The organism is Microvirga thermotolerans (assembly GCF_009363855.1).
Lineage (GTDB): Bacteria > Pseudomonadota > Alphaproteobacteria > Rhizobiales > Beijerinckiaceae > Microvirga > Microvirga thermotolerans.
Window position 1 is genome coordinate 3,712,270 of the sequence record NZ_CP045423.1, and the last position, 23,576, is coordinate 3,735,845.

General features: G+C 64.3%; 20 protein-coding genes, 1 tRNA gene and 1 pseudogene. 6 read left to right on the forward strand and 16 right to left on the reverse strand.

Going from position 1 to position 23,576, the window contains the following annotated elements; translation table 11 throughout:
* Positions 1-2,148 (forward strand): peptidase domain-containing ABC transporter, encoded by a 2,148-nt coding sequence (locus GDR74_RS17560; protein WP_152587506.1) that lies wholly within the window; start codon positions 1-3, stop codon positions 2,146-2,148.
* Positions 2,145-3,542 carry an HlyD family type I secretion periplasmic adaptor subunit gene (locus tag GDR74_RS17565; protein WP_152587507.1) on the forward strand — a complete coding sequence of 466 codons (1,398 nt, stop codon included), beginning with the start codon at positions 2,145-2,147 and terminating at the stop codon, positions 3,540-3,542. The genes GDR74_RS17560 and GDR74_RS17565 overlap by 4 nt, the downstream gene beginning before the upstream one ends.
* A gap of 302 nt (positions 3,543-3,844) precedes the next feature.
* Here the strand turns inward: GDR74_RS17565 and GDR74_RS17570 are convergent, their stop codons facing one another.
* Genes GDR74_RS17570 through GDR74_RS17590 form a run of 5 tightly spaced genes read right to left on the reverse strand, consistent with a single transcriptional unit; the run spans position 3,845 to position 8,728 of the window.
* Entirely contained in the window at positions 3,845-4,981 is a 1,137-nt protein-coding gene (locus GDR74_RS17570; protein ID WP_152587847.1) for a DegT/DnrJ/EryC1/StrS family aminotransferase, read from the reverse strand.
* On the reverse strand, positions 4,981-5,982 hold the full coding sequence (locus tag GDR74_RS17575) for an NAD-dependent epimerase/dehydratase family protein (RefSeq protein ID WP_152587508.1): 1,002 nt from the start codon (positions 5,980-5,982) through the stop codon (positions 4,981-4,983). Before GDR74_RS17575 ends, GDR74_RS17570 begins: the two co-directional genes overlap by 1 nt.
* Before the next feature lie 55 nt (positions 5,983-6,037).
* On the reverse strand, positions 6,038-7,153 hold the full coding sequence (locus GDR74_RS17580) for a DegT/DnrJ/EryC1/StrS family aminotransferase (RefSeq protein WP_152587509.1): 1,116 nt from the start codon (positions 7,151-7,153) through the stop codon (positions 6,038-6,040).
* Positions 7,150-8,196 (reverse strand): Gfo/Idh/MocA family protein, encoded by a 1,047-nt coding sequence (locus tag GDR74_RS17585; RefSeq protein ID WP_152587510.1) that lies wholly within the window; start codon positions 8,194-8,196, stop codon positions 7,150-7,152. The genes GDR74_RS17580 and GDR74_RS17585 overlap by 4 nt, the downstream gene beginning before the upstream one ends.
* A 1-nt stretch (position 8,197) precedes the next feature.
* Complete coding sequence (locus GDR74_RS17590; RefSeq protein WP_152587511.1) at positions 8,198-8,728, reverse strand: acyltransferase; 531 nt, start codon at positions 8,726-8,728, stop codon at positions 8,198-8,200.
* Between the two features lie 333 nt (positions 8,729-9,061).
* Between GDR74_RS17590 and GDR74_RS17595 the strand changes: the two genes are divergently transcribed.
* Both GDR74_RS17595 and GDR74_RS17600 read left to right on the forward strand, forming a co-directional pair.
* The gene (locus GDR74_RS17595) at positions 9,062-9,589 is read left to right on the forward strand and encodes an acyltransferase (RefSeq protein WP_152587512.1); all 528 of its coding nucleotides are present in this window, start codon (positions 9,062-9,064) and stop codon (positions 9,587-9,589) included.
* A 576-nt stretch (positions 9,590-10,165) separates the two neighbouring features.
* The gene (locus GDR74_RS17600; protein ID WP_194164572.1) at positions 10,166-11,419 is read left to right on the forward strand and encodes a right-handed parallel beta-helix repeat-containing protein; all 1,254 of its coding nucleotides are present in this window, start codon (positions 10,166-10,168) and stop codon (positions 11,417-11,419) included.
* Between the two features lie 69 nt (positions 11,420-11,488).
* Here GDR74_RS17600 and GDR74_RS17605 read toward each other — a convergent pair whose 3' ends face one another.
* From GDR74_RS17605 to GDR74_RS17615, 3 genes are all read right to left on the reverse strand, one after another.
* Positions 11,489-11,971 carry a hypothetical protein gene (locus tag GDR74_RS17605; RefSeq protein WP_152587513.1) on the reverse strand — a complete coding sequence of 161 codons (483 nt, stop codon included), beginning with the start codon at positions 11,969-11,971 and terminating at the stop codon, positions 11,489-11,491.
* Positions 11,952-12,677: an archaeosortase/exosortase family protein gene (locus GDR74_RS17610; protein WP_194164573.1), complete on the reverse strand. Its 726-nt coding sequence runs from the start codon at positions 12,675-12,677 to the stop codon at positions 11,952-11,954. Before GDR74_RS17610 ends, GDR74_RS17605 begins: the two co-directional genes overlap by 20 nt.
* 462 nt (positions 12,678-13,139) lie before the next feature.
* On the reverse strand, positions 13,140-13,586 hold the full coding sequence (locus tag GDR74_RS17615) for a hypothetical protein (protein WP_152587515.1): 447 nt from the start codon (positions 13,584-13,586) through the stop codon (positions 13,140-13,142).
* Positions 13,587-13,626: 40 nt separating this feature from the next.
* Here GDR74_RS17615 and GDR74_RS17620 point away from each other — a divergent pair, with 40 nt between their 5' ends.
* On the forward strand, positions 13,627-14,718 hold the full coding sequence (locus GDR74_RS17620) for an AraC family transcriptional regulator (protein WP_152587516.1): 1,092 nt from the start codon (positions 13,627-13,629) through the stop codon (positions 14,716-14,718).
* A gap of 66 nt (positions 14,719-14,784) precedes the next feature.
* On the opposite strand, the gene GDR74_RS17625 is transcribed toward GDR74_RS17620, so the two are convergent.
* A complete protein-coding gene (locus tag GDR74_RS17625) occupies positions 14,785-15,204 on the reverse strand; it encodes a VanZ family protein (protein ID WP_152587517.1) in 420 nt (139 codons plus the stop codon).
* 284 nt (positions 15,205-15,488) lie between these two features.
* On the opposite strand from GDR74_RS17625, the pseudogene GDR74_RS17630 reads away from it, so the two are divergent.
* Positions 15,489-16,678, forward strand: a pseudogene (locus tag GDR74_RS17630) (IS3 family transposase).
* Positions 16,679-17,073: 395 nt separating this feature from the next.
* On the opposite strand, the gene GDR74_RS17635 reads toward GDR74_RS17630, so the two are convergent.
* From GDR74_RS17635 to GDR74_RS17665, 7 genes are all read right to left on the reverse strand, one after another.
* Entirely contained in the window at positions 17,074-17,334 is a 261-nt protein-coding gene (locus tag GDR74_RS17635) for a hypothetical protein (RefSeq protein ID WP_152587518.1), read from the reverse strand.
* A gap of 587 nt (positions 17,335-17,921) precedes the next feature.
* A tRNA-Arg gene (locus GDR74_RS17640) sits at positions 17,922-17,998 on the reverse strand.
* A gap of 33 nt (positions 17,999-18,031) precedes the next feature.
* Positions 18,032-18,829 carry a TfuA-like protein gene (locus GDR74_RS17645; RefSeq protein ID WP_152587519.1) on the reverse strand — a complete coding sequence of 266 codons (798 nt, stop codon included), beginning with the start codon at positions 18,827-18,829 and terminating at the stop codon, positions 18,032-18,034.
* The gene (locus tag GDR74_RS17650; protein WP_194164575.1) at positions 18,820-20,058 is read right to left on the reverse strand and encodes a YcaO-like family protein; all 1,239 of its coding nucleotides are present in this window, start codon (positions 20,056-20,058) and stop codon (positions 18,820-18,822) included. The genes GDR74_RS17645 and GDR74_RS17650 overlap by 10 nt, the downstream gene beginning before the upstream one ends.
* Before the next feature lie 6 nt (positions 20,059-20,064).
* Complete coding sequence (locus tag GDR74_RS17655) at positions 20,065-20,400, reverse strand: hypothetical protein (RefSeq protein ID WP_152587521.1); 336 nt, start codon at positions 20,398-20,400, stop codon at positions 20,065-20,067.
* A 37-nt stretch (positions 20,401-20,437) separates the two neighbouring features.
* The gene (locus GDR74_RS17660) at positions 20,438-22,237 is read right to left on the reverse strand and encodes an adenylate/guanylate cyclase domain-containing protein (protein WP_152587522.1); all 1,800 of its coding nucleotides are present in this window, start codon (positions 22,235-22,237) and stop codon (positions 20,438-20,440) included.
* Positions 22,238-22,407: 170 nt separating this feature from the next.
* Entirely contained in the window at positions 22,408-23,436 is a 1,029-nt protein-coding gene (locus GDR74_RS17665; RefSeq protein ID WP_152587523.1) for a cysteine synthase A, read from the reverse strand.
* Between the last annotated feature and the right edge of the window lie 140 nt (positions 23,437-23,576).

Consider the following 23,576-nt stretch of genomic DNA (forward strand, 5'->3'; position numbering starts at 1 on the left):
GTGAGCTTCGAACATCAGACCGGCTTGCACTGCCTCGTAGCCGTCGCACGGCATCACGGTACGGATCTCTCGGTCGAGCAGCTGGCTCATGCCTATGCCGTCGACGACGAGCCGGTTTCCCTGCATCTGATGCGCAGGATCGCACAGGAAGCCGGCCTGAGGGCGCGCGAGGTTCGCGCGTCCTGGTCGGATCTGCTCAGATTGGAAGGAGCCTTTCCGGCGATTGCAGAGCTCCAGAACGGGAACTGGGTCGTGGTCGCCGGCATCCAATGCGAGCAGGATGGCGACAAGGCTCTCATCCTCGATCCGAAGGCCGTCCTGCCAGAGCCGCTTGTGCTGACTGAAACCGACTTCTGCAAAGCCTGGAGCGGGCGCCTGCTCCTGATCAAGCCGGCGCGCCTCAGACTCAAGGATGGCAAGCGTCCCTTCGGGTTCCTGTGGTTTGCTCCCGAGCTCCTCCGGCAGCGGCGACTGTTCGGCGACGTCATCGCCGCCGCCCTCGTGCTCTATGCGCTCGGCCTTGCGGTCCCAATCTTTTCTCAGCTCGTCATCGACAAGGTTCTGATGCACGAGTCCTATGCCACCCTATACGTGCTTGCGGGCGGCGTCGCTCTCGCGCTCGTCTTCGATGCGGTCTTCACCTTTCTGAGGCGTTATCTTCTCCTTTACGCCACCAACCGGATCGACATCCGCGTGGCGGTCCGCACGTTCGCGCACCTTCTTTCGCTCCCGCTCGGCTATTTCGAGCGCGTGCCCGCAGGCGTGCTCGTCAAGCATATGCAGCAGGCGAACCGGATCCGCGAGTTCCTGACCGGACGCCTCTTTACGACGGCCCTGGACAGCTTTTCGCTTTTCGTCTTCCTGCCGGTTCTCCTGCTCTACAGCGTGAAGCTGACCATTGTCGTGCTGGCCTTCACGGCGTGCGTCGGAATCGCGGTGGCACTTCTCATCGGCCCGTTCCGCCGCAGGCTGCAGGCGCTCTATGAGGCTGAGGGCGAACGCCAGGCTCTTCTCGTGGAATCCGTCCACGGAATGCGGACCGTCAAGTCGCTCGCGTTGGAGCCGCTGCAACGGCGCAGCTGGGACAATTCCTCCGCGCAAGCGGTCATGATGCGCTACGACGTCGACCGCATCTCGGCCGCCGCCCAGAGCCTGACGGGTCTCCTCGAAAAGCTCATGAGCGTGGCGATCATCGCGCTCGGAGCCATCGACGTCTTCGACCGCGAGATGACAGTCGGGGCACTGGTTGCCTTCAACATGCTGGCCGGACGTGTTTCCGGCCCCCTCGTGCAGATCCTGACGATGGCTCATGAATACCAGGAGGTCGCACTCTCCGTCAGGATGCTGGGGGAGGTCATGAACCGCGTGCCGGAATCGGACGGAATCCAGAGGGGCCTCTGCCCTCCGCTCAAAGGCTCGATCCAGTTCGAGGACGTTTCCTTCTCCTACCAGCCCGAGCGGCCGCCGGCTCTCGACGGCGTCTCGTTCAGTGTGGAGCCGGGCACCATCGTCGGTATCGTCGGGCGCAGCGGGTCGGGAAAGACGACCATCACCCGCCTGATCCAGCGCCTATATCCGGTGCAGAACGGCCTCGTCCGCATCGACGGGCACGATATCCGGGAGCTCGACCTCGTTCATCTGCGCAAGTGCGTAGGGGTCGTTCTGCAGGACAACTTCCTGTTCCGCGGCACGGTACGGGAGAACATCGCCGCGGCGAAACCCTCCGCGACGTTCGAAGAGATCGCCCGGGCAGCGAAGGCCGCCGGAGCGGAGGAATTCATCGCCCGCCTGCCGCGGGGCTTCGACACCATGCTCGAGGAGAATGCCGCCAATCTGTCCGGCGGCCAACGGCAGCGCCTTGCGATCGCGCGCGCTCTCGTGGCGGATCCTCGCCTGCTGATCCTCGACGAGGCGACGAGCGCGCTCGATCCCGACAGCGAGATGATCGTGCGCCAGAACCTTCGCCGCATTGCGGAGGGACGCACGGTTCTGATCGTCTCCCATCGATTGTCCACGCTCGTCGATGCGCACGCGATTCTCGTCGTCGAGCGCGGACGGCTCATTGCCATGGGTCGGCATGACCAGCTCCTGTCGTCCTGCACGACCTATCGTCAATTGTGGAACCAGCAGACGAGGCACGCCGCATGATTCCCGCCCGCAAGCAGCCCGAGAGCGGAGCGAACGTCCAGGTCCTGGCCCCCGTTCCGCGCAAGCGACCCGCCTATATCTCCGAGTTCCAGCCTGACGCCGTCGAGGTGGAGGAGCGGGCTCCGCCGCGCCTGGCTCGCACGACCCTTTATCTCATCACCCTGCTGCTCGCCTCGGCGACGGCATGGGCCTGCCTGACGGAGATCGACGAAGTGGCCGTGGCCAAGGGCAAGCTGATCACCACCGAGCCCAACATCGTCATTCAGCCCCTCGAGAACTCCGTCCTCCGCAGCATCAAGGTCAGCGTCGGGCAGGTGGTCAAGGCCGGCCAGGTTCTTGCAGTGTTCGATCCCACCTTCACGGAGGCGGACGTTCAGCAGCTCCAGTCCAGGTTCAACGCCTCCGACGCCATGGTGAACCGCCTGGAGGCGGAGCTTGCCGGGCTCATCTATCGTCCGAGCGACCCTGCAAGCCCGGAGCAGCTCGTCGAGGCGCGGATCGCCGCCCAGAGGAAGGCTTTCCGGGAAAGCCGCCTGCGCAACCTCGACGAGGAAATCGCACGGGCGGAGGCGAGCCTCGTCAAGAGCCGGAAGGAGGAGGCGATCCTCCTCCAGCGCCTCAAGGGCATCCAGGACATCGAAACGATGCGGACCATCCTGATGGAGCACCAGACCGGATCGAAACTCAACCTGCTCCAGGCCCGCGACATGCGTCTCGACATTGAGGCGACCATCGCCCGTCTCCAGGGCTCTCAGGTCGAGTCCGGCCATGAGCTCGAGAAGGCCCGCTCGCAGCGTCAGGAGTTCGTCGACGACTTCACGCGGGCGACCCTCGAAGCCCTCGTGGAAGCCCGCGGAAAGCGCGATGCGGCAGCGGAGGAGCTGAAGAAGGCGGAGCTGCGGCGAAGCCTCGTATCCTTGACCGCGCCGGCCGACGCCGTCGTGCTCGAAGTCGCGCAGCGCTCGGCAGGGTCCGTCATGCGGCAGGCCGAGCCGCTCTTCATCCTCGTGCCCGCCAACGTACCCCTGGAAGCGGAAGTATCGATCGCTCCCAAGGACATTGGGCATATCGGCCAGGGGCAGACCGCGAAGATCAAGTTCGATGCCTTTCCCTTCCAGAAGCATGGAACGGCGGCCGCGACGGTCAGGACCATCAGCCACGATGCGTTTCCGGCCGACCCGAAGAGCGGCGAAGCCGGAGCTGCGGGAGTCCTGTTCCACAAGGCGAGGCTGAGCCTCGACGATATAGGATTGCGTTCGGTTCCCAGCGACTTCCGTCTCCTTCCCGGCCTGTCCCTTCAGGCGGAAATCCAGGTCGGCCGCAGAAGCGTGATCTCGTACTTCCTGTACCCGCTTCTGCGCGGCCTGGATGAGAGTATCCGCGAGCCCCGATAACTCGGTCGCGCCTCCCGCCGCTCCATGCGTCCAGAGCGGATTGCGCTTTCGTGGAATCGCACTCCGCTCCGAAGCTCTTGGTTGGCCGCATTTTCCGACGGACCCGGAGGGCCGCGCCAGCGACCCGGAGGGCTGTGCAGCGAAAACCGGTTCCCACTTCTCCTGAAAATGCTCCAGCGGACCTTGGGGCGGCCTGCGCATTGATGGAGGCGCGCGCTTCTCCAGTGAGAGCCCGGCACTTGAAAGCCGACGGCGCCGCTCACGAGGACGGCGCCGTTACGGCTTGGCATCGGATGAAAAAATCAGTTCAGGGCCGATTCGAGCGACGAGACCACCTGCTCCTGCATCTCTTCCGTCATCTGGTGAAAGAGGGGAAGCAGAATGCAGCCGTCCTGAGCCCGCTCCGATTCCGGAAGAGGGAAGCGCAGCGGCTGGTCTGCATATGCCCGCTCGCGATGAATGCACATGATCCCGCGCCGTGTCGCGACACCGTCGTCGAGCATCTTCTGCATGACATTGCGCTGGTCGGCCCCCTCGGGCAGCCGGACGCAGAAGCTCTGCCAGTTCGTTCTTGCCCAGTTCGGCTCGATGGGAACGCGTACCTCCGGCAGCCGCGCCAGCATTTCCCGATAGTTTCCGGCAAGCTGCCGGCGACGGGCGACGATCTCGTCGAGCTTTGCAAGCTGGGCGCGGCCGATCGCGGCCTGAACGTCCGTCAGTCGGTAATTGTAGCCAGGAACGGGATATTCCTCGAAGATCACCTGATGACTGCTGTGCCGCACCGTGTCCGGCACGCTCATTCCATGCTGCCGCCAGAGGCGGAACAGCCTGTCGTGCTCCGGATGGCCTGTCGTCAGCACGCCACCGTCACCCACCGTCAGCAGTTTTCGCGGATGGAGGGAGAAGCAGGCGACGTCGCCGATCGGCTTGCCGATGCGCTGCCATTCGCCGTCGATGAGAATTTCGGAGCCGATGGCGCAGGCGGCATCCTCGACGATCGCGATCCCATGGGATCGGGCGAGCGGCACCAGGGATGCCATGTCGCACGGCATCCCCATCTGATGGATGCACATGATCGCCTTCGTCCGGTCGGTGATCGCGGCCGCGACCAGATCCGGGTCCATCGTGTAGGTCACCGGATCGATATCCACGAAGACCGGCGTCGCTCCGCATTGTCGCGCCGCGTTGGCGCAGGCAATGAAGGTATGACTTGCCATGATGACTTCGTCGCCCGGTTCGACTCCGACAGCCAGCAGCGCCAGGTGGAGAGCCACCGTGCAGTTCGAAACGGCGCAGGCATGATCCGCGCCGACGGCCGAGGCGAATTCCCGCTCGAAGGCGGCAACCTCGGGCCCCTGCGAGAGCCACCCGGAAAGGACGACCGCCGAAGCGGCCTGGGCCTCGCTTTCGCCGATGAAAGGCGCCATGATCGGGATCATCAGGCAACTCCCCGTACATCCTGCGGGCGCTGCAGGCCTCGCCACCACCGAACGAGTTCGGCAATCCCGGCCTGCATGTCCAGGCTGGCCTTGAATCCGATGAGCCGCTCGGCTGCACGGGGATCGCAAAGGCGCCGCGGAACGGGATTCACGGCCCGCTCGGCCTCGTGGACAGGAGCAAGACCGGGTCGATTCATGGCTACGGCCAGAGCGCGGGCGAGATCGAGCAGCGAGGTTTCCTTGCCGCTTCCCACATTGAGGGCAATGTCGGTCGCCGGCGAGACGGCGGCGAGAATATTGGCCCGCGCAACGTCTCTTACATGAATCATATCCATCGTCTGCAGCCCGTCCCCGAAGATGACGGGCGGAAGCCCGGCATTGATTCGTTCCATCCACCGGATCATGACCTCGGTGTAGCGCCCGTGCGTATCCATGCGCGGACCGAAGACGTTGAAGTACCGAAGCGCTACGTAATCGAGGCCGTACATGTCGTTGAACGAGCGCAGCAGCCCCTCTCCGAATGTCTTGGCGGCTCCGTACAGGGTCCGGTTGTTGTAGGGGTTCTGCCCCTCGGCCGTGGGAAACGAGTCGGCCATGCCGTAGACGGATGCCGAGGAGGCCATGACGACCTTGCGCACCTTCTCAGCGACGCACATCTCGAGAAGGTCGAACGTGGCGTCGACCATGACCTCGAGGGCGGCACGCGGCTCCGCGGCGCAGTGGGTGATCCGCAGGGCGGCCTGGTGAAAGACCGTATCCGTTCCCGCGACCAGTCCTCTCATCAGATCCCTGTCGCGAATATCGCCCTCGACGAGCCTGACACGGCCGCTTTGGAGCGCGTCCGATAGGTTGTCGGGGCGTCCCCGGACCATGTTGTCGACGACGACGATTTCTCCGGCCCCGGCCTCGACCAGGAGATCGACGATATGCGACCCGACGAAGCCTGCGCCCCCGGTGACCAGGATGCGCTTTCCGGAAAGTACGTTTTCAGTGGGAATCATGAAGGTCTCCGATGGAGAACGATGTGGATCTCGATGCGCGCTGGAGGTCGTTGCATCAGGCGGGCTCGACATGGCGATGCCGAACGCACTGGAGCAGGGCATCAGCGACGGCGGCGACCTGGTCGTCGGTCATCTCCGGGAACATCGGCAGCGACAGGAAATGGTCCGCCAGCCACTCCGAGACAGGGAAGCGCGGCCCGCCGGATACGAGTTCCGCATAGGCCGGCTGGAGATGGACCGGCCGCGGATAGTGGATGCCTGTGGCGATCCCGGCTTCTGCAAGCCGTGCCCTGACCCTGTCCCGGTCGCTGACGCAGACCGCGTAGACGTGATAGACATGCTCGGAGCCGCCAGGCTGCGGGATCCTGATGCCTGAGCCGGAGAGAAGCTCGTCGTACAAACGTGCAATCCGCTGCCTGGCCGAGGTCCACTCCGGCAGGAACCTCAGCTTTACGCCGAGCGCGGCTGCCTGGAGCGTGTCCATCCTGTAGTTGAAGCCGTGCCTGACGTGATTGTACTTCCCTTCCTGGCCCCAATCCCGGTAGCTGCGCAGAACGGAAGCGATCTCGGGATCGTTGGTGACGACGGCCCCCCCTTCCCCGCACGCCCCGAGATTCTTTCCGGGATAGAAGCTGAAGCAGCCCATCGTTCCGAAGGCTCCCGCCCTGCGGCTGTCGCGCTCTGCGCCATGGGCTTGCGCGGCATCCTCGATGACGGGAATGCCGTGATGGCGCGCGACCTCGCAGATCGCCTCGATATTCGCGAGCCGCCCATGGAGATGGACGGGAACGATGGCGCGTGTCCGCGGCGTGATCGCTGCCTCGAGGGCCGCGACGTCCATCGTGAAGGTGTCCGGGTCGACATCGACCAGCACCGGCTGTCCGCCTGCATAGAGAACGGCGGCCACGGTCGCCACGAAGGTCATCGGGACGGTCACGACCTCGTCGCCCGGGCGGACTCCCGCCGCCAGCAGAGCGAGATGGAGCGCAGAGGTGCCGCTGTTGAGAGAGACGGCCTCGCGGACTCCGCAATAGGCGGCGAATGCCTCCTCGAACTGCCTGACAGGTTCGCCGAGGACGTAGTCGCAACCGCGCAGCGCCTCGATCACGGACCGCTCCAGAGGCTCCTGAATGGTACGGTACTGCGCCTTGAGATCGAGAAAAGGGATCATGATGCCTGCCTCATGCCGACGAGTTCAACGGGATGCCCTCGCCTTTTGAGGGACTGGGATGCGCCTTCGAGAAGGGTGACGACATGAAGCCCACTGGCTCCCCCGGTCATGGGCGCCTTTCCCTGCTCGATACAGTCGACGAAATGCTCGATCTCGGTGAGGAGCGCCTCCTTGACGGAGAGTTGAGGCGCCCAGACATCGCCCATGCGATAGTTGAGCAGGAGGCGCCGTATCTCGTCCGGAGCCTCGGGCGACTCCGAGGTTTCCGCCACGGACACGCCCCGATCGTAGACCTTCACCTTCTCGCTCGGCTCCACATCGTCGTAGACGATCATCCGCCGGCTCCCGCCGATGAGCGTCCGCCGGATCTTGACGGGGGCGAGCCAGTTCACGTTGAGGTACGCGGTGGCCCCGCCCTCCAGGTAGAGGGTGATATGAGCCATGTTTTCCGGGCTTCCCTTGATATGCCCGGCCCCCGTCGCCGATACGGCCAGCGGGCGCGCATCGAGGACGTAGTCCAGAATCGCGAGATCATGAACGGCGAGATCCCAGATGACGTTCACATCGCTCTGGAACAGGCCGAGATTGATGCGGGTCGAGTCGTAGTAGTAGATGTCACCGACGGCCCCCTCCGAGACCAGTTCGCGGATCTTCTGGACCGCTCCGGTGTAGACGAAAGTGTGATCGACCATGAGGGTCAGGCCGCGCCTGGCGGCCTCCTCGATGAGAATGCCCGCCTCGCGCGCGGACGATGCAATCGGCTTCTCGATCAGGACGTGCTTTCCGGCCCTCAGGGCCGCGAGGGCGATCTCGAAGTGCCAGCGCGTCGGCGTTGCCACGATGAGCGCGTCGATGGCCGGGTCGGCGACAAGGCTCTGCCACTGCTCTTCGATCCGCGCAGCGGGATAGCGCGCTGCGGCGCGCTTTCTCGCCTGCGGCGAAAGATCGGCGATTCCGGCAAGACGCGATCCTTCGGCCTCGGAGACGCAGCGGGCAAGATTCGGCCCCCAATATCCGTAACCGACCACACCGATACCGATCATGCTAGACCTCGCTGTTTGCCTCGGCCGAGGCGCGGGACGTATGGACGGGGGACCTGCTGCCCGGCCGGCGGGCATCCCCGATGACTCTCGCAGGAACGCCTGCGACGATGGCGTGGTCGGGAACGTCGCGCGTCACCACCGCACCGCATCCGACGATGGCTCCCTCCCCGACGGTCACGCCGCACAGGATGGTGGCGTTGGAGCCGATGGAGGCTCCCCTCTTCACGCGCGTCGGGACGAGGACCCAATCCTTCTCGCCCATCAGTTCTCCGCTCTCGTTGACGGAGCGCGGATAAAGATCGTTGGTGAACATGACCCCATGCGCGATCATGACTTCATCCTCGATGGTCACGCCCTCGCAGATGAAGCTGTGGGACGAGATCTTGCAACGCTCTCCCACAGTGCTGTTCTTCTGAATTTCGACGAATGGACCGATGCGCGTCTGATCGTGAATCGTGCAGCCGTAAATATTGACGAGCTCCGGGTGCGTAATCACGACACGGCCGTGCATTTTGACATTGACGATTGGCATAGAATCTACCACGCGGGACCGCTACGGCCCTAAACTATCCCGCTGCGGCGTCGTTGAAGGACTGCTAAAGAGACGTACTCCCAACGCCAGTACACTTGGAGCGGCTTGCGGATGCCCCGAACGGATTAGAGTCGTCCGCGGCCATGGGCGTGCCCAACTTTCATTGCTGCCTTTCGATGAACGGTCGCCCTTCGGTCGAGGCGGCATGCCATCGCGGTTGGAAGTGGAGCATCCGGTCGAGCCGAGGATGCACCTTCTGGGCTATGAATCCTGGCTTTGTTTCCGTGCGCGCAGGTGTAAAATCCTCTGCGCATCCTTTTGGGGAGCCGACCGATGCTTGAAACGCTGCGATCTCTTCAGAAGGCCCTGCAGCTCGAGAAGCTCGAGAAGTTCAGGCGCCGGGTATCCTTCGGCGACCTGATCACCGACCGATGGGAGAATGCGCGGGAGTACGGGTTCGGAGAGGGCTCATCCTGCTACGACAACGTGCTGATCTTAGGCGACGTGAAGGTCGGCAAGGCGACTTGGATCGGCCCGAACGTCATTCTCGACGGACTGGGCGGACTCGTCATCGGCGATCACTGCTCGATATCCTCCGGCGTCCAGATCTATTCCCACGATACCGTCCGCCGGAGCGTGACACTCGGACGGGAGCCGATCGCCTATGCGCCGACCGCGATCGCCGACGGGGTCTATATCGGGCCGAATTCCGTCATCGCGAAAGGCGTCTCCATCGGAGCCTCCGCGGTGATCGGCGCCATGTCTTTCGTCAACACGGACATTCCCGCCGGGAAGAAGGCATGGGGATGTCCCGCCCGCGTGATGGGAGACGTGGATCTCTCGAATGTGGGCTCTCCATAGCGAGCGCCTGTCCGGACCCCTTTCCGGCCTCGATCACCGCGACGGCCAGGCACTGATTTCGAGACTTATTGCCCGACGCAACGAAACACCGAACGTAGATCTGCGCCTCCCCGGCCGCTGAGTTCCTGTACGGCCAGACGCCCGACATGAGCAGGCGCCCTCCTCGGTCGAGATTCGCTTCGATCGGTGAGAGATTCTATCTTTCTCAATCCTGTTCTGGCCGCAACCGACCTCTCTTCTACCGCACCCTGCAGAGACCCAACACATATTCGGCAGAGCCGCTGTCGAATTGTCAAAAGTCTGCCATTTTGTCGACATTTTTCCATATCTGCCGCTACGTTAGCTATAGATTTGCTGTTTGTGGCTCGGATTAACAATTAAGTGTCATCTTCTCACAAGACTAAGCTTGGGATTAATGTGTAGTCCATTGCCGTGTTCAGAAAGCAACGTCTTTCTTGTGCACTACACGTTCAGATAGGTCAGAAATACATATTCATTTAATTAGCCTGCCGGCCATAAACCATCTCTGTCCCTGTCTGGACTTGTATAATTCTTAATCAAGGAACGGATTAAAAAATGACATTTCCGAATTCGACGAACACGGGGGTTCCGTCTGGTGTGACGCTGACGCCGTCGGGCGGTCTGACGGTCACGAAGGCCGGAGCGGTGATCGAGGGCCTGAACATCACCGGTCCGGTGATCATCGAGGCGCCGAACGTGACGCTGAAGAACTGCAAGATCACGTTTACCGGCTACTGGGGCGTGTACATCAAGCCGGGCGTCACCGGCACGATCGTGCAGGACAACGAGATCAACGGCACCGGCACCAACAACGAGGGCTCGCACGGCATCCTCGGCACCGGCACCTTCCTGCGCAACAACATCTACAATGTCGAGAACGGGATCACCCTCAACGGCGGCGACACCACGATCCGCGACAACTACATCCACGACCTCAAGGCGTCGGGGGCACCGCATTACGACGGCATCGAGGTCGACGGCGGCATTTCGAACGTGACCATCGAGCACAACACGGTGATCAACGACCACACCCAGACCTCGGCGGTGATGATCGACAACTACTTCGGGCCGGTCTCCAACGTGAAGGTCGACAACAACTACCTGGTCGGCGGCGGCTACACGGTCTATGTCGACGGCCAGTTCAACGGCGGCTCCATCTCGGGCGTGTCGGTGACCAACAACTACCTCGAGAAGGGCTATTACGGCTATTACTCGATCCAGAATAGCTCTCCGGTCTTGAGCGGCAACTACGAAGGCGTGGCCCCGCCCACCACGGATCCGACGCCCACCCCGTCTCCGACTCCTGAGCCCGCACCCGCCCCGGCTCCCGAGCCCGCTCCGGCGCCTTCTCCCGAGACTACCCAGGTGATCAAGGGCACCAGCGCCGCAAACGTACTCACCGGCTCTGCCGCCAATGAGAAGATCTACGGCTACGGCGGGAACGACCGCATCAACGGCAAGGGCGGTTCCGACGTGCTCACCGGCGGCAAGGGTCAGGACGTCTTCGTCTTCGACACCAAGCTCGATCCGAACGCCCACACCAAGATCACCGACTTCGTCTCGAGCTCGACCGGCGACTGGTTCGAGCTCGACCAGCGCATCTTCACCAACATCAAGACCGGGCCCCTGTCCAACAGCAACTTCTGGGTCGGCGCCCAGGCGCATGACGCGGACGACCGCATCATCTACAACCAGAACACCGGCGTCATCTACTACGATGCCGACGGCAATGGCAAAGGCGCGGCGGTGGAGATCGCCACCCTCACCAACCACGCCAAGCTGATCGCTGCGGACTTCTACGTCTTCTAAGACGTCTTCGCATGCAAACTTCAGCGGCCCCGGATACCCCGGGGCCGCTGTCATATGCACGATCGGGATCTATCTCCCGCCGGCGGAAAGGGCCGCAAGCTCCGCCAGAGGAACATCCTGGCAGGACGACGTGCTCAGGACAGCGAGAACCGGGCGCTCCCGCGGCGTCAGCCCGAAATACCGGGCCAGCTTCCTCCAGTAGTGGTAGGCGCGGGTCCTGACGATCGGTTGCTCCGAATAGACCTGCCCATCGAAGACATAGAAGACCTGCTTCTGCTGCGCCATCTGGGCGACGAGCGCGCGATGCCAGCCCTGGGGCGCGACCGCCGCGACCATGAGCCTGCAGTCGTCATTGATGCCGGAGATCCAGGTGAGGTCGTTGTCGGGAACGTACCGGCTGACCTGAAAGCTGCGCGCGGCAAGCACATCGTCGATCTCAAGGGGCGCCCCGCCCGAGGGACCTTCCGATATCTTCACCAGCCCCGGAATTTTGAGTCCGACGCTGAGAGCCAGGGCGATGCAGAAGGCGGCGCTAAGCGCGAGCAGGCGCATGCCGAATTCCGATCTGGCAGATTGCAACCGTGAGAACCAGAATGAGCAGGCTGGCGATCGTCGCGCCGACCGGGCCATGGAGGGTCTCGAAGCTTTCTCTATAGAGCCCGAGCAATCCGATGCGGACGACATTCACGGCGATCACGGCGCAGGCGGCGGCCAGGATCCATCCCGCATCCCTCCAGGACGACGGGCGGTTCTCGACCTTGGCGAGCGTGACCCAGCACAGCACCGCAAGGGATACGTTGGCGAGGGACGAACAGGCCGGAGCGATCCAGAGATAGCCAGAGCCGTCCGCGAACTGAATCGCGTTCCCGATTCGCGGCGTTCCGACGAGCCATCCGACAAGGGCGGCATCTCCCCTGAGGATCGCGTCGCTGAAGACGGCAAAAAGCAGACGTCCCCAAAGCATCGGGACCGTCATCGCCAGGAGGATCCATGCACCGCGATGCATGAAACTGGAGGGAGCTGAACTCTTGACGATATAGACCGTCAGCCCTGAAAGGGCGAGCCATGAGATGGGCACGACCGGAAGGAGGAGCGCAGCGAGAGCCAGGGCGGCCACGACGCGGTCGGCCCTCGAGACGGGCTGCGGCGGATCGCGAAGCAGGAACGACAGCCCGATGCCGCACGCGGCCCACACGATGATGCTGATGTCGAAAGTGCTCATCAATGCGGCGGGAACGCCATTCTCCCGAACCGCCATGGCGATTCTTTCGCTGATCCCGTTCAGGAACGCGAGCGCTGCGAGGCCGGCGAACAGCTCATTCCGAGAAAGAGAGAAAATCCCTGCTTTCGACCTCGATACGCGAAAAGGGATTCCCGCTGCCTTCCTGTCGGAGCTCAGGAGCGGAAATCCCTTCGGTCGGACTGCCTCGCAATCCTGCATGGACATGTCGCCCGCGCTATTCCTGGTTGCCGCGCTGACGGTACCTTCGCATGAGGAGATAACCGCCGATCAGGACGGCAACGGGCAGGCCGGCTCCCGCGATCGGCCCCGGAGCACCCTTGTTTCCTCCCCATCCGAGACCGGGCGTATTGCCTCGGTCCTCCGGCTGTTTTGCGATACCGCTCGTGGAGGAGAGGCCGATGAGGACAGCTCCAGCCAAACAAATCTTCTGCCACTTGCGCATGGTCGCCCTTCGCTATGTTCGAATACACCCAACTTTCAGCTTGCGCTCATCATGCCGCCTCGCCAACTCTCCAGAGTGGGTACCTTTTCAGGAATCGCCCATTCGATCTCCACGTCTCCCAAACTGTTTTCCTCGCGCCCGCACATGAGGGTGCAGTGGGTCTTGGCGCGGATCGTCTCGGCTTCGCCGATGTTTTCCTCGCGCCCGCGCATGAGGGTGCAGGCTAAATTCCTCAATGCCGCTCGTGCGGCATGATCGTTATGCTCCTGATAGTCCTTGTTCTTTGGCCGCGCGATGGCAATGGAAATTCTCCAGGCCGTGAATGCGCGCCATGAACCGTTTCTCATGCCCGGAACCTGAACGACAGAAGCGTAGCGCGGCGTTTCAAAGGCCACCGGCTCGGCGAATTTCATTCTGCTAGGCTTGGCCGTATTGTCCGGAATTGCAGCCGGCACGCCCAGTCGGGCGTATTGCGGCCTCATGACTCGAACTCGATACTGAGCCTCTGTGTTGGGCCGGGCCATGCCACAGAGGAAAGTCGTTCATCCGATCAGGAAGGGACTCTCTGCGCTCCCGACGGCAGTGGGAGTGCTCTCCCGCCTTGCTGCCGAGCGCGTAATTCAGGCTGGGCTCGACGTCGACGCGCTCCTCGGAAGAGCCGGCGTCCCGATCTCGGTGATGAACGACCCGAACGTCCGGGTCACGGTCAGGAGCCAGATCCAGTTCCTGAACCTGGTAGCGGACGCCCTGCAGGACAACCTCCTCGGCTTCCACATCGCGCTGGATTTCGATCTGCGGGAGCTCGGATCCTTCTATTATGTCATGGCCTCGTCGGAGCGGCTCGGAGACGCCATCGCCCGGGAAGCGCACTACAGCTCGATCGTCAACGAGGGACTGCGCGTCTCATATCAAAGAACGAGCGGCTTTACCGTCGACTTCGAGTACGTTGGCGTCGAACGCCACCACGACAAGCACGAGATGGAGTTCTGGGTCACGTGCACGCTGCGCAAGAGCCGCTTCTTCACCAACCGCGAACTCGTTCCCTCATTCGTCAGCTTCATTCATCGCCATGAAGGAGACCTGTCGGAGATGGAGCGCTACTTCGCATGCAGCCTCACCTTCGGCGGCTCCGTCGATCGCTTGTCCTTCGAGCCTCAGGCCGCGGACCTTCCCCTGGTGACGGCTGACCCCTACCTCAACAGGTTCCTCGTCGAAGACTACGAGAAGGCCATCGCGAGAAGACCGCACCGCGACAACCCGCTCCGCATCCGGGTGGAAAATGCCATCACGCCGCGTCTCCCGCACGGAACGGCGACGATCGGAAACATCGCCAAGGATCTCGGCATGAGCCCGAGGACACTGTCGCGCCGTCTCGCCGAGGAGGGGCTGACCTTCAGCATGGTTCTCGACGAGCTTCGGTCCGTGCTTGCAAAGCGCTATCTCGAGAACAGCGAACTCTCGATCTCGCAGATCACATGGCTTCTGGGCTACACGGAAGCGAGCTCCTTCGTCCATGCGTTCCAGCGCTGGGCCGGCATGTCGCCGACGGATGCGAGACGCCAGATCAAGCGCGAGCTCAGGTTCGAGGACAATCAGGAAGGCAATCGCCTTTAAAGGACCGGATCGCGATACCGATGGAGCCGCATGCGGAAAACCGGGCGAAGAACTCTTGTACCCGTCTCATGGCCGGAGCCGGCTCCTCCGGCGCTCCTGTGAAGCGGTCGCGATCCGCTCCGCCATCGCGCAGATGAGAAAACCGGCCACGATCGCCATACCCTTCACGAGGAAGTCGTCCGCTCGGCCGTGGCGGCCCGGAACGAAATTCTGCAAGGTTTCGAGGACGCCGGCCGATGCAGCCAGGAGGACCATCAGGCGCAGGCGCCGTTCCGGATAGCCCCAGGCGAAGAGACCGCCCAGCAGCAGAAAGGCTGCCATCCGCTCCAGATCGACCGGCGCACCGGAAACCGGACGCAGTCCGATCGGAGACAGGGTCACGACGGCAACCAGGATCAGCAGACACCACGCGCCGATACGCGCCGCCCCTCTCCCCACTGCCCGGCCCGATCCTGCAAACCGCTCCCGGCCCTCGCTCAGGCCCATGCCTGCACCCCGTCATTTTCCGTCTCGCCTGCGTGAAGCGAATTTAGCACATTCCGGAACGCTGGAGGTTCAGTCCAGTCATGCACCGACATTGATCCCGAACCACGCCAGGAGGCCGTCTAGGGTGGATAGGCCTCTCGCATCGCTGAAACTGGGGCCCCATTGAGCCGAGACTTGGTGGGACAAGGACCATTCAGGAGCCTGAGGTCTTCCCAAGCTCCCTGACCTGCCCCTGAGATTCCCCTCCATTTGGATTAGAGTCCGGCCCATCACAAGGACGGACTATGAAGCGTTCACGGTTTACGGAAGAACAGATCATCGGGATCCTGCGCGAGCAGGAGGCCGGGGCGAAGGCGGCCGACCTGTGCCGCAAGTACGGCATGTCGGAAGCGACCCTCTACAATTGGAAGGCCAAGTACGGCGGCATGGAGGTCTCGGACGCCCGGCGCCTCAAGGCGCTGGAGGACGAAAACGCCAAACTCAAGAGGCTGTTGGCCGAATCCATGCTCGATGCCTCGGTCCTGCGCGAGCTGCTCTCAAAAAAGTGGTAGGGCCCGCCGCCCAGCGCGAAGCCGTCGCGCACCTGCAGGCCGGCTGCGGCCTGTCGGAGCGGCGGGCCTGTTCCCTCATCGGCGCTGACCGGAGCACGATCCGATACCGCTCATGCCGACCGGAGGATGCCACCTTGCGGGGGCGCCTGCGCGAGCTGGCGTAGGAGCGGCGTCGTTTTGGCTATCGGCGGCTGTTCGTGCTACTTCGGCGTGAAGGCGAGACCGCAGGGCTGAACCGGGTCTACCGCCTCTACCGCGAGGAAGGCCTGACCGTCCGCAAGCGCCGGGCGTGTCGGAGAGCGGTCGGCACGCGGGCCCCGATCCTGATCGAGGCGAAGGCCAATGCGCGCTGGTCGCTGGACTTCGTCCATGACCAGTTCGCGAATGGCCGGCGCTTCCGCATCCTGAACATCGTCGACGACGTGACGCGGGAATGTCTGGCGGCCATTCCCGATACCTCGATCTCAGGTCAGCGGGTCGCACGGGAGCTGACAGCCTTGATCGGGCGGCGCGGCAAGCCGGGGATTATTGTGTCCGATAACGGCACCGAACTCACCTCGCATGCCATTCTGGGCTGGTGCGCCGAGCACCGGATCGAGTGGCATTACATTGCTCCGGGCAAGCCGATGCAAAACGGCTACATCGAGTCGTTCAACGGCCGCATGCGCGATGAGTTGTTGAACGAGAGTTTGTTCTTCGGCCTGGATCATGCCCGCGCGCTGATCGCCGTCTGGGTTGAGGATTAAAATACGGTGAGGCCCCATTCTTCGTTGGGCTATCAGACGCCGGAAGCGTTCTCCAACGCCCTACGAACCGCAAGGGACCATCACGCTGCGCAACGGACAGGCTCCGCGCGCTGGCCCCTTGCTCCTGTCGCGCCACATGGCGTATCACCGGTCGAGGCTCTAAACGCCACTGGATGAAACTTCAGGGGCAGGTCATGCCGTCAAAACTTTGGGCAGCGTAGATCGCAGAGTGCTTTCCCGCTTTGAAGAACCAGCGCTACCGTCTGCCTGATCAAGCTCAATGTTCTGCGTACTCATACCCCCGCCTCTCTTTAGGAGTTTAGGCGAAAAGTACATGCGTTCCGAAGTACGTTTCAAGAGGAGCTTGGCCGTTATCGCGGCACCCGCTTTGGGGGGCGGCGGGAAGCATCTATAACAGTGAGCGGGCCACTGCGAAGTGGTGCGTCGGAAGCCCGCCCCAAACGCACTATTGAGCAGCGAGACGGGAACATATAAAACGAATGTGCGCCGGGATGGTCGCCAAACTTAACCCCGACGCACACCGCAGAGGGCTGCCGTAACGGCAGCCCTTTTCACTTCAGAAACATCGTTATGGCTTCCCTCCCTGCTTCGGTGAGCCGGTAAGACGCCTTGTTGGCCTTGGAATAGATCGTGTCGATCATGAGAAGGACAGGGGTCCGCACGGATTTCAGGAGCGGCTTCGGAGCTTTCAACGCAATCCGCTCACTCATACGCCCAAGCATACTGCCGATCTTCCTATTTGAGACACCAATTTCGTGGGCGAGATCGTCGATTGAGACGAAATCTGCACGATCACGGAGAGCTTCGAGCATTGCCCGCCACTCGTTCGGAACCGACGAGTAATGAAGGGCCGCCAATAGATAGTCGGAGACCTTGGAAGCCGGGACTGTAGTTTGGTCCCGACCCGCAGCCGCCCGCTGTAAAGCGTCTTCGGTAGGGCAAAACAGCAAGAAACCCCCATTCGGGAGAGCGTAGCTGTCAGTGACTAATGGTTTCAAATGACACCTCCTGGGTGAAGCTATGCCGCTCAGCGGCACGACATGATTTATGTCATCCCTCAAGAACAATCAAGAGCGGTCCTTGGGTGCTTACGTTCATACGAGCAAGCGCGGCTCATGTCGGTGCTTGCTGCCGACCAGAAAATGCTCAGCTAAGAAGTTCGAGTTTGACCAGCCACACTCGCCCTATGTCCGTGATTTGACTCAAGCCAAAGCGCGAAATGGCCTCAAGCGCCCGAGACTGGGTGGCGACTCATCCAATAGCGGCGATTAATTTTCGCTGGTCTTTGGGATCAGAATGTTAACGACTTTGGCACACCATTGGCACACCACCAGATGATAGCCGCGCCTATACAGAGCGAACCTCGGTCAGATAAGTCTTTGATTTTCTTGTAGAAGATTGGCGCACCCGACACGATTCGAACGTGTGACCTTTGCCTTCGGAGGGCAACGCTCTATCCAGCTGAGCTACGGGTGCTTGTGGCGCTTGGGCGACTTCTTCCCTACCCGATTAGGGGCCCCAGGGCAACCACCCGGATGGGCGGGCGGGCGTTTCGTCCCGGCTCTCCCGGGAGAGCCGGTCGGCCAGGCCCTGCCAATGCAGGGTGCGGGGGAAAGCGGGGCGCTTGCCCGCGAAGGGGCCGGGCCGCCGGGCGGACACGGCCCCCGACAGGGCCGCCAGGAGTTCCCGGGCGTCCCGGCGCTTGAGGTCCACCCGGCCTGCGGGGAGCCACGCTTCCAGGCGGCGGAGGGCGCCGGCATCCAGGCCGTTCCGCCGTCCCGCCTCGATCAGCGCGTCCCAGGTACGGTCCTTGTAGAAGAGGGTTCCGGCATGGGCCAGGAGGGCGTCCGCCTCCGAGGGCCCGAGGATCGACCGCTCCCGCGCCGCCTCCAGGGTGGCGCGGATGTTCACCAGCGCCTCCGTCAGGGGCAGGAAGCCCGTCTCCGTAGGCCCGTGCAGGATCGCCACCGCATCGTCGCCATCGAGAAGCCCATCGCGATAGGCCGCGAAGATCCGCCCATATCCGCGCATCCCGAAGGGGTAGAGCTCCGCGGCGCGCAGGGCGCCCATGCTCGACGCCCCGACGACCGCCACGCCGAGGGACAGGCCCCAGAGGATCTCCTTGTGCCAGGGCGAGGGGGATGTCTCGAAGACCCCGTCGATGAGGGCGACGGCGGCGGGCCTCTCCTCCACGGCCCGGGCGATGTCGCCGCAGGCGGCGGGCGGGCGGAAGGCGAGGCCGGGATGCGCGGCCCTGTCCTCCGCCGTCAGGCTCGGCCCCGCGAAGACGACGACGCTCACCGGCATTCCCGCCTCCCCAGGCGCCGGCCCGGCCGGAAGGCGGGGTTCCGGTCCATGCCCTCGAGGCCGGGCGCCACCGCCCGCACGCAGGGAATGCCGACCTGCGGATCCGTCAGGTCCACGACGGCGATGCGCCCGATCCCCGCAGTCTCCAGGCGGCCGGCCACCGCCGCGAGGTCCGCTTCGACGGAGGGCCCGTCGAAGGAGCGGGCCCTCGGCGCGCGGCCCGCCCGCCCGTCCTGCATCCCGGCATCGAAGATCAGGCGTTCGAGGTTCTCGTGCCAGCCGACGAGGGCATAGCGCCCGGGCGGGAGGTCCTCCCGCGCGCCATGGATGAAGGCCAGACGGCTCTGCGCCGCCTCGCAGAGGGCGCGGCAGGCCGCGACCCCGGCATTCGGGTGACAGCCCCCGCCCCCGAACCGGCCGAGGAAGGGCGGCCGTCCGGCCCGGTCGTCGACGGTGCAGAAGAAGCTCGGCACGCCGATGTCGGAGGTCGTCTCCCAGAACGCCACGTCCAGGCGGGCATCCGCGTAGCGGCGCAGCAGCTCCGCCGCGGCCTCGTCCTCGATCGTGCGCAGATCGATGCGGCGCGCGGCGCGCCGTTCCGGCGGCATGTGCCGCCACAGGGTCAGCGCGTCACGCTCGATCAGCTCGCAGAGCGCATGGAGCTGCGCTTCCGCGGGCGTGTTGCCCGCCGCAAGCCCGTTGCTGCTGGCGAGGAACCGGCCATGTCCCGGCCGCTGGGGAACCGAGAAGTCGGTCGTGACGAGTTCCTCCGGGACGAGGACGCTCCTTCCGCGCAGGATGTCGACGCCTTCCATCCAGGGAATGGATGCATCGCGCCGCAGGGGCCTTCGCAGGAGATGGCGCGGGAGGACGGCGTCGCCGGGAGCGAGGCGGGCGACGGAGCTCCACAGAAAGGGCGGGCGCGGAAGCTGCGCGCAGTGGGACTCCACCGACTCCATGGCCGCCGACGCCTTCGCCGCCTCGCGCGTCAGGCCCTTGCCCTGCTGCACGGTGAGGCCGCGGGCGAGCGGGCGGACGGATATCGCGACCGGAATGCCCACATAGTCGAGGCCGGTGATGTCCGCGACACGGGTGATGCCGAGCTCGCCGAGGCTTGGACGAAGACGCGCGAGCGTCTCGGCGGGCGCGCAGACCCGGTGGGTCCCCTGAAAGAAGGTCTTGGGGCCCGCCGGCGCCGCATGCGGAACGGAACGTCCGCCGTCCTGCACGATGCGCTAGCCTTTCGTGCCGCGCGGCCGCCTCGGGGCGCCTCCCTTGGCTCCCGCCTTTGCGCCGCCTCTCGCGCCCTTGGTGCCCTTGCGCGCGCCGCGGGCCTCGTAAACGGGAGGAGGGCCGATATCCGCGTCGGCCACGACCACGAGATTGATCAGGGCGGCCTCGCAATCGCCCCGCGCCCTGGCGAAGATCTGCTCGATCTGGTCGCCCTTCACCTTCTCGAACTTGGAGCGGCGGAAATCCTCCAGCTCGGTGGTAGGGATCACGTAGATCCGGCCCCTGATCCGGACGAACAATGCCTCGTCGGACAAATCGGAGAGAGGGGTGTCTGCCATGAATCGCCTCGCCACGCTGGAATGACGCGATCGAAGCTCAGTCAGGCACGCCGACATTCCTGAGCATCGCTTCCATCGCGTCGAATCGCCGATCTGCACTGAATTTTGAACGAGAGCGCCACTCGGAGATGCGGAAATTCGGATAGCGGGACAGGAATTCCTCGGTAGTCTTTTTCGCCAGATCCATGGCTCCCTGCCCGGCCAGGGACGCGATCAGGATGCGGAAGGCCATCTCGGGCTTCTGCCGGCCGAGCAGCGCCTGCCGCGCCACGCGCGCCGCATCGGCGTAGCGGCCCGCGAAAAAGTAGGCGAAGCCCTTCGCGCAGAGCGGGTGGTAGATCTTGGGATCGAGGGGGCTCAGCGCCATGGCGCGGTCGGCGAACTCGTGAGCCTTTTCGAGATCGTTGAGGTAGACGCGCAGCATGCTGCTGCGCATCCAGCCCTCGGCATAGTTGGGATTGAGTTTGACCGAGCGGTCGATCCAGGCCGCGCCCGCCTCGAAGTCGCCGGTGAAGGCGGAGATCGCATGGCCGCTCAGGCACAGCGCCACGGGATCGTTGATGTCGGCCTCGATGGCGGCCCAGGCGAGGCGCAGCCCCTCCGCGACCTCCTGCGGGGAGAGAATGCCCCAGCCCTGGTCCTTCTTCGCCGCGTAGCAGGCCGCGGCATGGGCAAGGGCCGGCGCGTAGTTCGGATCGAGCGCGAGGGCGCGCTTCAGCAGCGCGAGCGCCTGCTCATTCGCCGCCGCCGACAGGGCGAGCCGGAGGGCGAGCGCGCGGAGATAGAGATCGTAGGCGTCCAGGTTCTCGGTCGGCTTCCTGCGCGCGCGCTCGATCTCGCTGAACACGATCCGCGGCTCGATGGCGGTGACGATCCGCTCCGTGATCGTGTCCTGGAGCGCGAAGATGTCCGAGATGTGCTCGTCGAAGCGGTCGGCCCACAGGGTGCCGCCGGTCTCGGTGTCGGCGAGCCGCGCCGAGATGCGCACGCGCCCCTCCGACCGCTGCAGGCTCCCGGTGACCAGGAAGCGCACGCCGAGATCCGCGGCGACCCGAGTCAGGTCGATGTCGCGGCTCCTGTAGGACAGGGCGGTATCGTGCGCGATGACGAACAGGTTACGGAACAGCGACAGGGCGGAAACGATGCCCTCGACGATACCGTCGGCGAAGTACTCCTGGTCCGCATCGTGTCCCAGGCTGACGAAGGGCAGCACCGCGACCGAGGAATGCCGCACGTCCCGCGCCGCTCGCGGCACGGGCACGCTGCGCAGTCTCGGGACGGCGACCAGGTCCTCCGGCAGGGCGGCGATGTCGGCGGGCGAAAGGCCGTAGATCCGGACGGGCCTGGCGATGTTCTTCAGCCGATGCTCGCCCATGTCCGTGAACCGCGCCAGGATCCTGTCGCGGACCTGCTCGAAGGTGGCCTGCGACAGGCAGATCCCGCCGGGCTCGGCGAGCGCCTCCAGCCTCGCCGTGACGTTGACGCCGTCGCCGAAGATGTCGTCCTCCTCGACGATGATGTCGCTCACGTTGACCGCCGCCCGGAAGACGATGCCGTCCGCGCCGCTGCCGTTCCTCCGGCTCATCATGCCGCGCTGGATGGCCAGCGCGCAGGTGACCGCGTCGATGGCGCTGCCGAACTCCGCAAGCAGGCCGTCGCCCGTGTTCTTCACGATCCGCGCCCGGAAGCCGGAGATGAGCGGGTCGATCAGCTCGGCGCGATGGCGCTTGAGTTCCTGGTGCGTGCGGTTCTCATCCGCCTCCATGAGCCGGCTGTAGCCGGCGACGTCGAGCACGAGCACGGCCGCGAGACGATGGGTGGCGGTGTCGTTGTCCATGGCGGCCCTCTGCCGTTTCTCCTCGAGCCGGGACGCGAAGGCAAAGGAATTGTCGGCGTTTCCCCGAACCGGCGCAAGGAGATTGAACGGCCGGAGGGCGATCCTGCCCGGACGAGAGGTGCGGGATTGCCTTTACACGCCAAGGCGGGGATGCGGGGCGCGCGCGCCGCTCACACGAGGCCCGGATCGATCGTCGACCGGCGTTCGAGCCAGGCCGGGACCGGCAGGTTCCTGGAGCGCAGGAAGGCCGGGTTGAACAGCTTCGACTGGTAGCGGTTGCCGTAGTCGCAGAGCACGGTGACGATGGTGTGACCGGGGCCGAGATGCCGCGCGAGGCGGATGGCGCCGGCCACGTTGATCCCCGACGAGCCGCCGAGGCAGAGGCCCTCGTGCTCCAGGAGGTCGAAGATGACCGGCAGCGCCTCCTCGTCGGGAATGCGGAAGGCGATGTCGGGCGCGAAGCCTTCCAGATTCCGGGTGATGCGCCCCTGCCCGATGCCCTCGGTGATGGAGGAGCCTTCGGCCTTGAGCTCGCCCGTGGTGTAATAGCTGTAGAGGGCGGCGCCCATCGGATCGGCGAGGCCGATGACGACGCTCGGGTTCCGCTCCTTCAGCGCCATGCCGACGCCGGCGAAGGTGCCGCCCGTGCCCACGGCGCAGATGAAGCCGTCGACCCTGCCCTCCGTCTGGGCCCAGATTTCCGGACCCGTCGTCTCGATATGGCCCTGGCGGTTCGCCACGTTGTCGAACTGGTTGGCCCAGATGGCGCCGTTCGGCTCCGAGGCGGCGAGGCGCTCGGCCAGGCGGCCCGACACCTTCACGTAGTTGTTCGGGTTCGCGAAGGGCACCGCCGGCACCTCGATGAGCTCGGCGCCGCACAGGCGCAGCATGTCCTTCTTTTCCTGGGCCTGGGTCTCGGGAATCACGATCACCGTGCGATAGCCCAGCGCGTTGCCCACCAGGGCGAGGCCGATGCCGGTGTTGCCGGCGGTGCCCTCGACGATCACGCCGCCCTTGCGCAGGAGGCCCTTCCTCTCCGCGTCGCGGATGATGAAGAGGGCCGCCCGGTCCTTCACGGACTGGCCCGGATTCATGAATTCCGCCTTGCCGAGGATGGTGCAGCCCGTCAGCTCCGACGCCCTGCGGAGCCTGATGAGCGGCGTGTTGCCGATCGCCTCGACGATTCCCTGGTGGATCATTCCTGCCTCTCCCTCTCGAACCGGCCTCGTGTTCTACAGGATGCAGCCCGGTTTCCTCCAGCCCCGCCGGCGGGGTCCGCCGGCTGTCGGGGCATGGCCCTAGACCTTCGCTGCATGGCACTTGCTGCCGGGATCTTTAT

Coding starts and splice junctions, on each gene's coding strand:
- GDR74_RS17660 (WP_152587522.1), bottom strand. CDS start 22,237: ATGGACAACGACACCGCCACCCATCGTCTCGCGGCCGTGCTCGTGCTC.
- GDR74_RS17565 (WP_152587507.1), top strand. CDS start 2,145: ATGATTCCCGCCCGCAAGCAGCCCGAGAGCGGAGCGAACGTCCAGGTC.
- GDR74_RS17665 (WP_152587523.1), bottom strand. CDS start 23,436: ATGATCCACCAGGGAATCGTCGAGGCGATCGGCAACACGCCGCTCATC.
- GDR74_RS17575 (WP_152587508.1), bottom strand. CDS start 5,982: ATGATTCCCACTGAAAACGTACTTTCCGGAAAGCGCATCCTGGTCACC.
- GDR74_RS17585 (WP_152587510.1), bottom strand. CDS start 8,196: ATGATCGGTATCGGTGTGGTCGGTTACGGATATTGGGGGCCGAATCTT.
- GDR74_RS17625 (WP_152587517.1), bottom strand. CDS start 15,204: ATGGGCCTGAGCGAGGGCCGGGAGCGGTTTGCAGGATCGGGCCGGGCA.
- GDR74_RS17570 (WP_152587847.1), bottom strand. CDS start 4,981: ATGATCCCGATCATGGCGCCTTTCATCGGCGAAAGCGAGGCCCAGGCC.
- GDR74_RS17610 (WP_194164573.1), bottom strand. CDS start 12,677: ATGGCGGTTCGGGAGAATGGCGTTCCCGCCGCATTGATGAGCACTTTC.
- GDR74_RS17635 (WP_152587518.1), bottom strand. CDS start 17,334: ATGCTCGAAGCTCTCCGTGATCGTGCAGATTTCGTCTCAATCGACGAT.
- GDR74_RS17605 (WP_152587513.1), bottom strand. CDS start 11,971: ATGCGCCTGCTCGCGCTTAGCGCCGCCTTCTGCATCGCCCTGGCTCTC.
- GDR74_RS17655 (WP_152587521.1), bottom strand. CDS start 20,400: ATGGCAGACACCCCTCTCTCCGATTTGTCCGACGAGGCATTGTTCGTC.
- GDR74_RS17600 (WP_194164572.1), top strand. CDS start 10,166: ATGACATTTCCGAATTCGACGAACACGGGGGTTCCGTCTGGTGTGACG.
- GDR74_RS17590 (WP_152587511.1), bottom strand. CDS start 8,728: ATGCCAATCGTCAATGTCAAAATGCACGGCCGTGTCGTGATTACGCAC.
- GDR74_RS17580 (WP_152587509.1), bottom strand. CDS start 7,153: ATGATCCCTTTTCTCGATCTCAAGGCGCAGTACCGTACCATTCAGGAG.
- GDR74_RS17620 (WP_152587516.1), top strand. CDS start 13,627: ATGCCACAGAGGAAAGTCGTTCATCCGATCAGGAAGGGACTCTCTGCG.
- GDR74_RS17645 (WP_152587519.1), bottom strand. CDS start 18,829: ATGCCGGTGAGCGTCGTCGTCTTCGCGGGGCCGAGCCTGACGGCGGAG.
- GDR74_RS17615 (WP_152587515.1), bottom strand. CDS start 13,586: ATGAGGCCGCAATACGCCCGACTGGGCGTGCCGGCTGCAATTCCGGAC.
- GDR74_RS17595 (WP_152587512.1), top strand. CDS start 9,062: ATGCTTGAAACGCTGCGATCTCTTCAGAAGGCCCTGCAGCTCGAGAAG.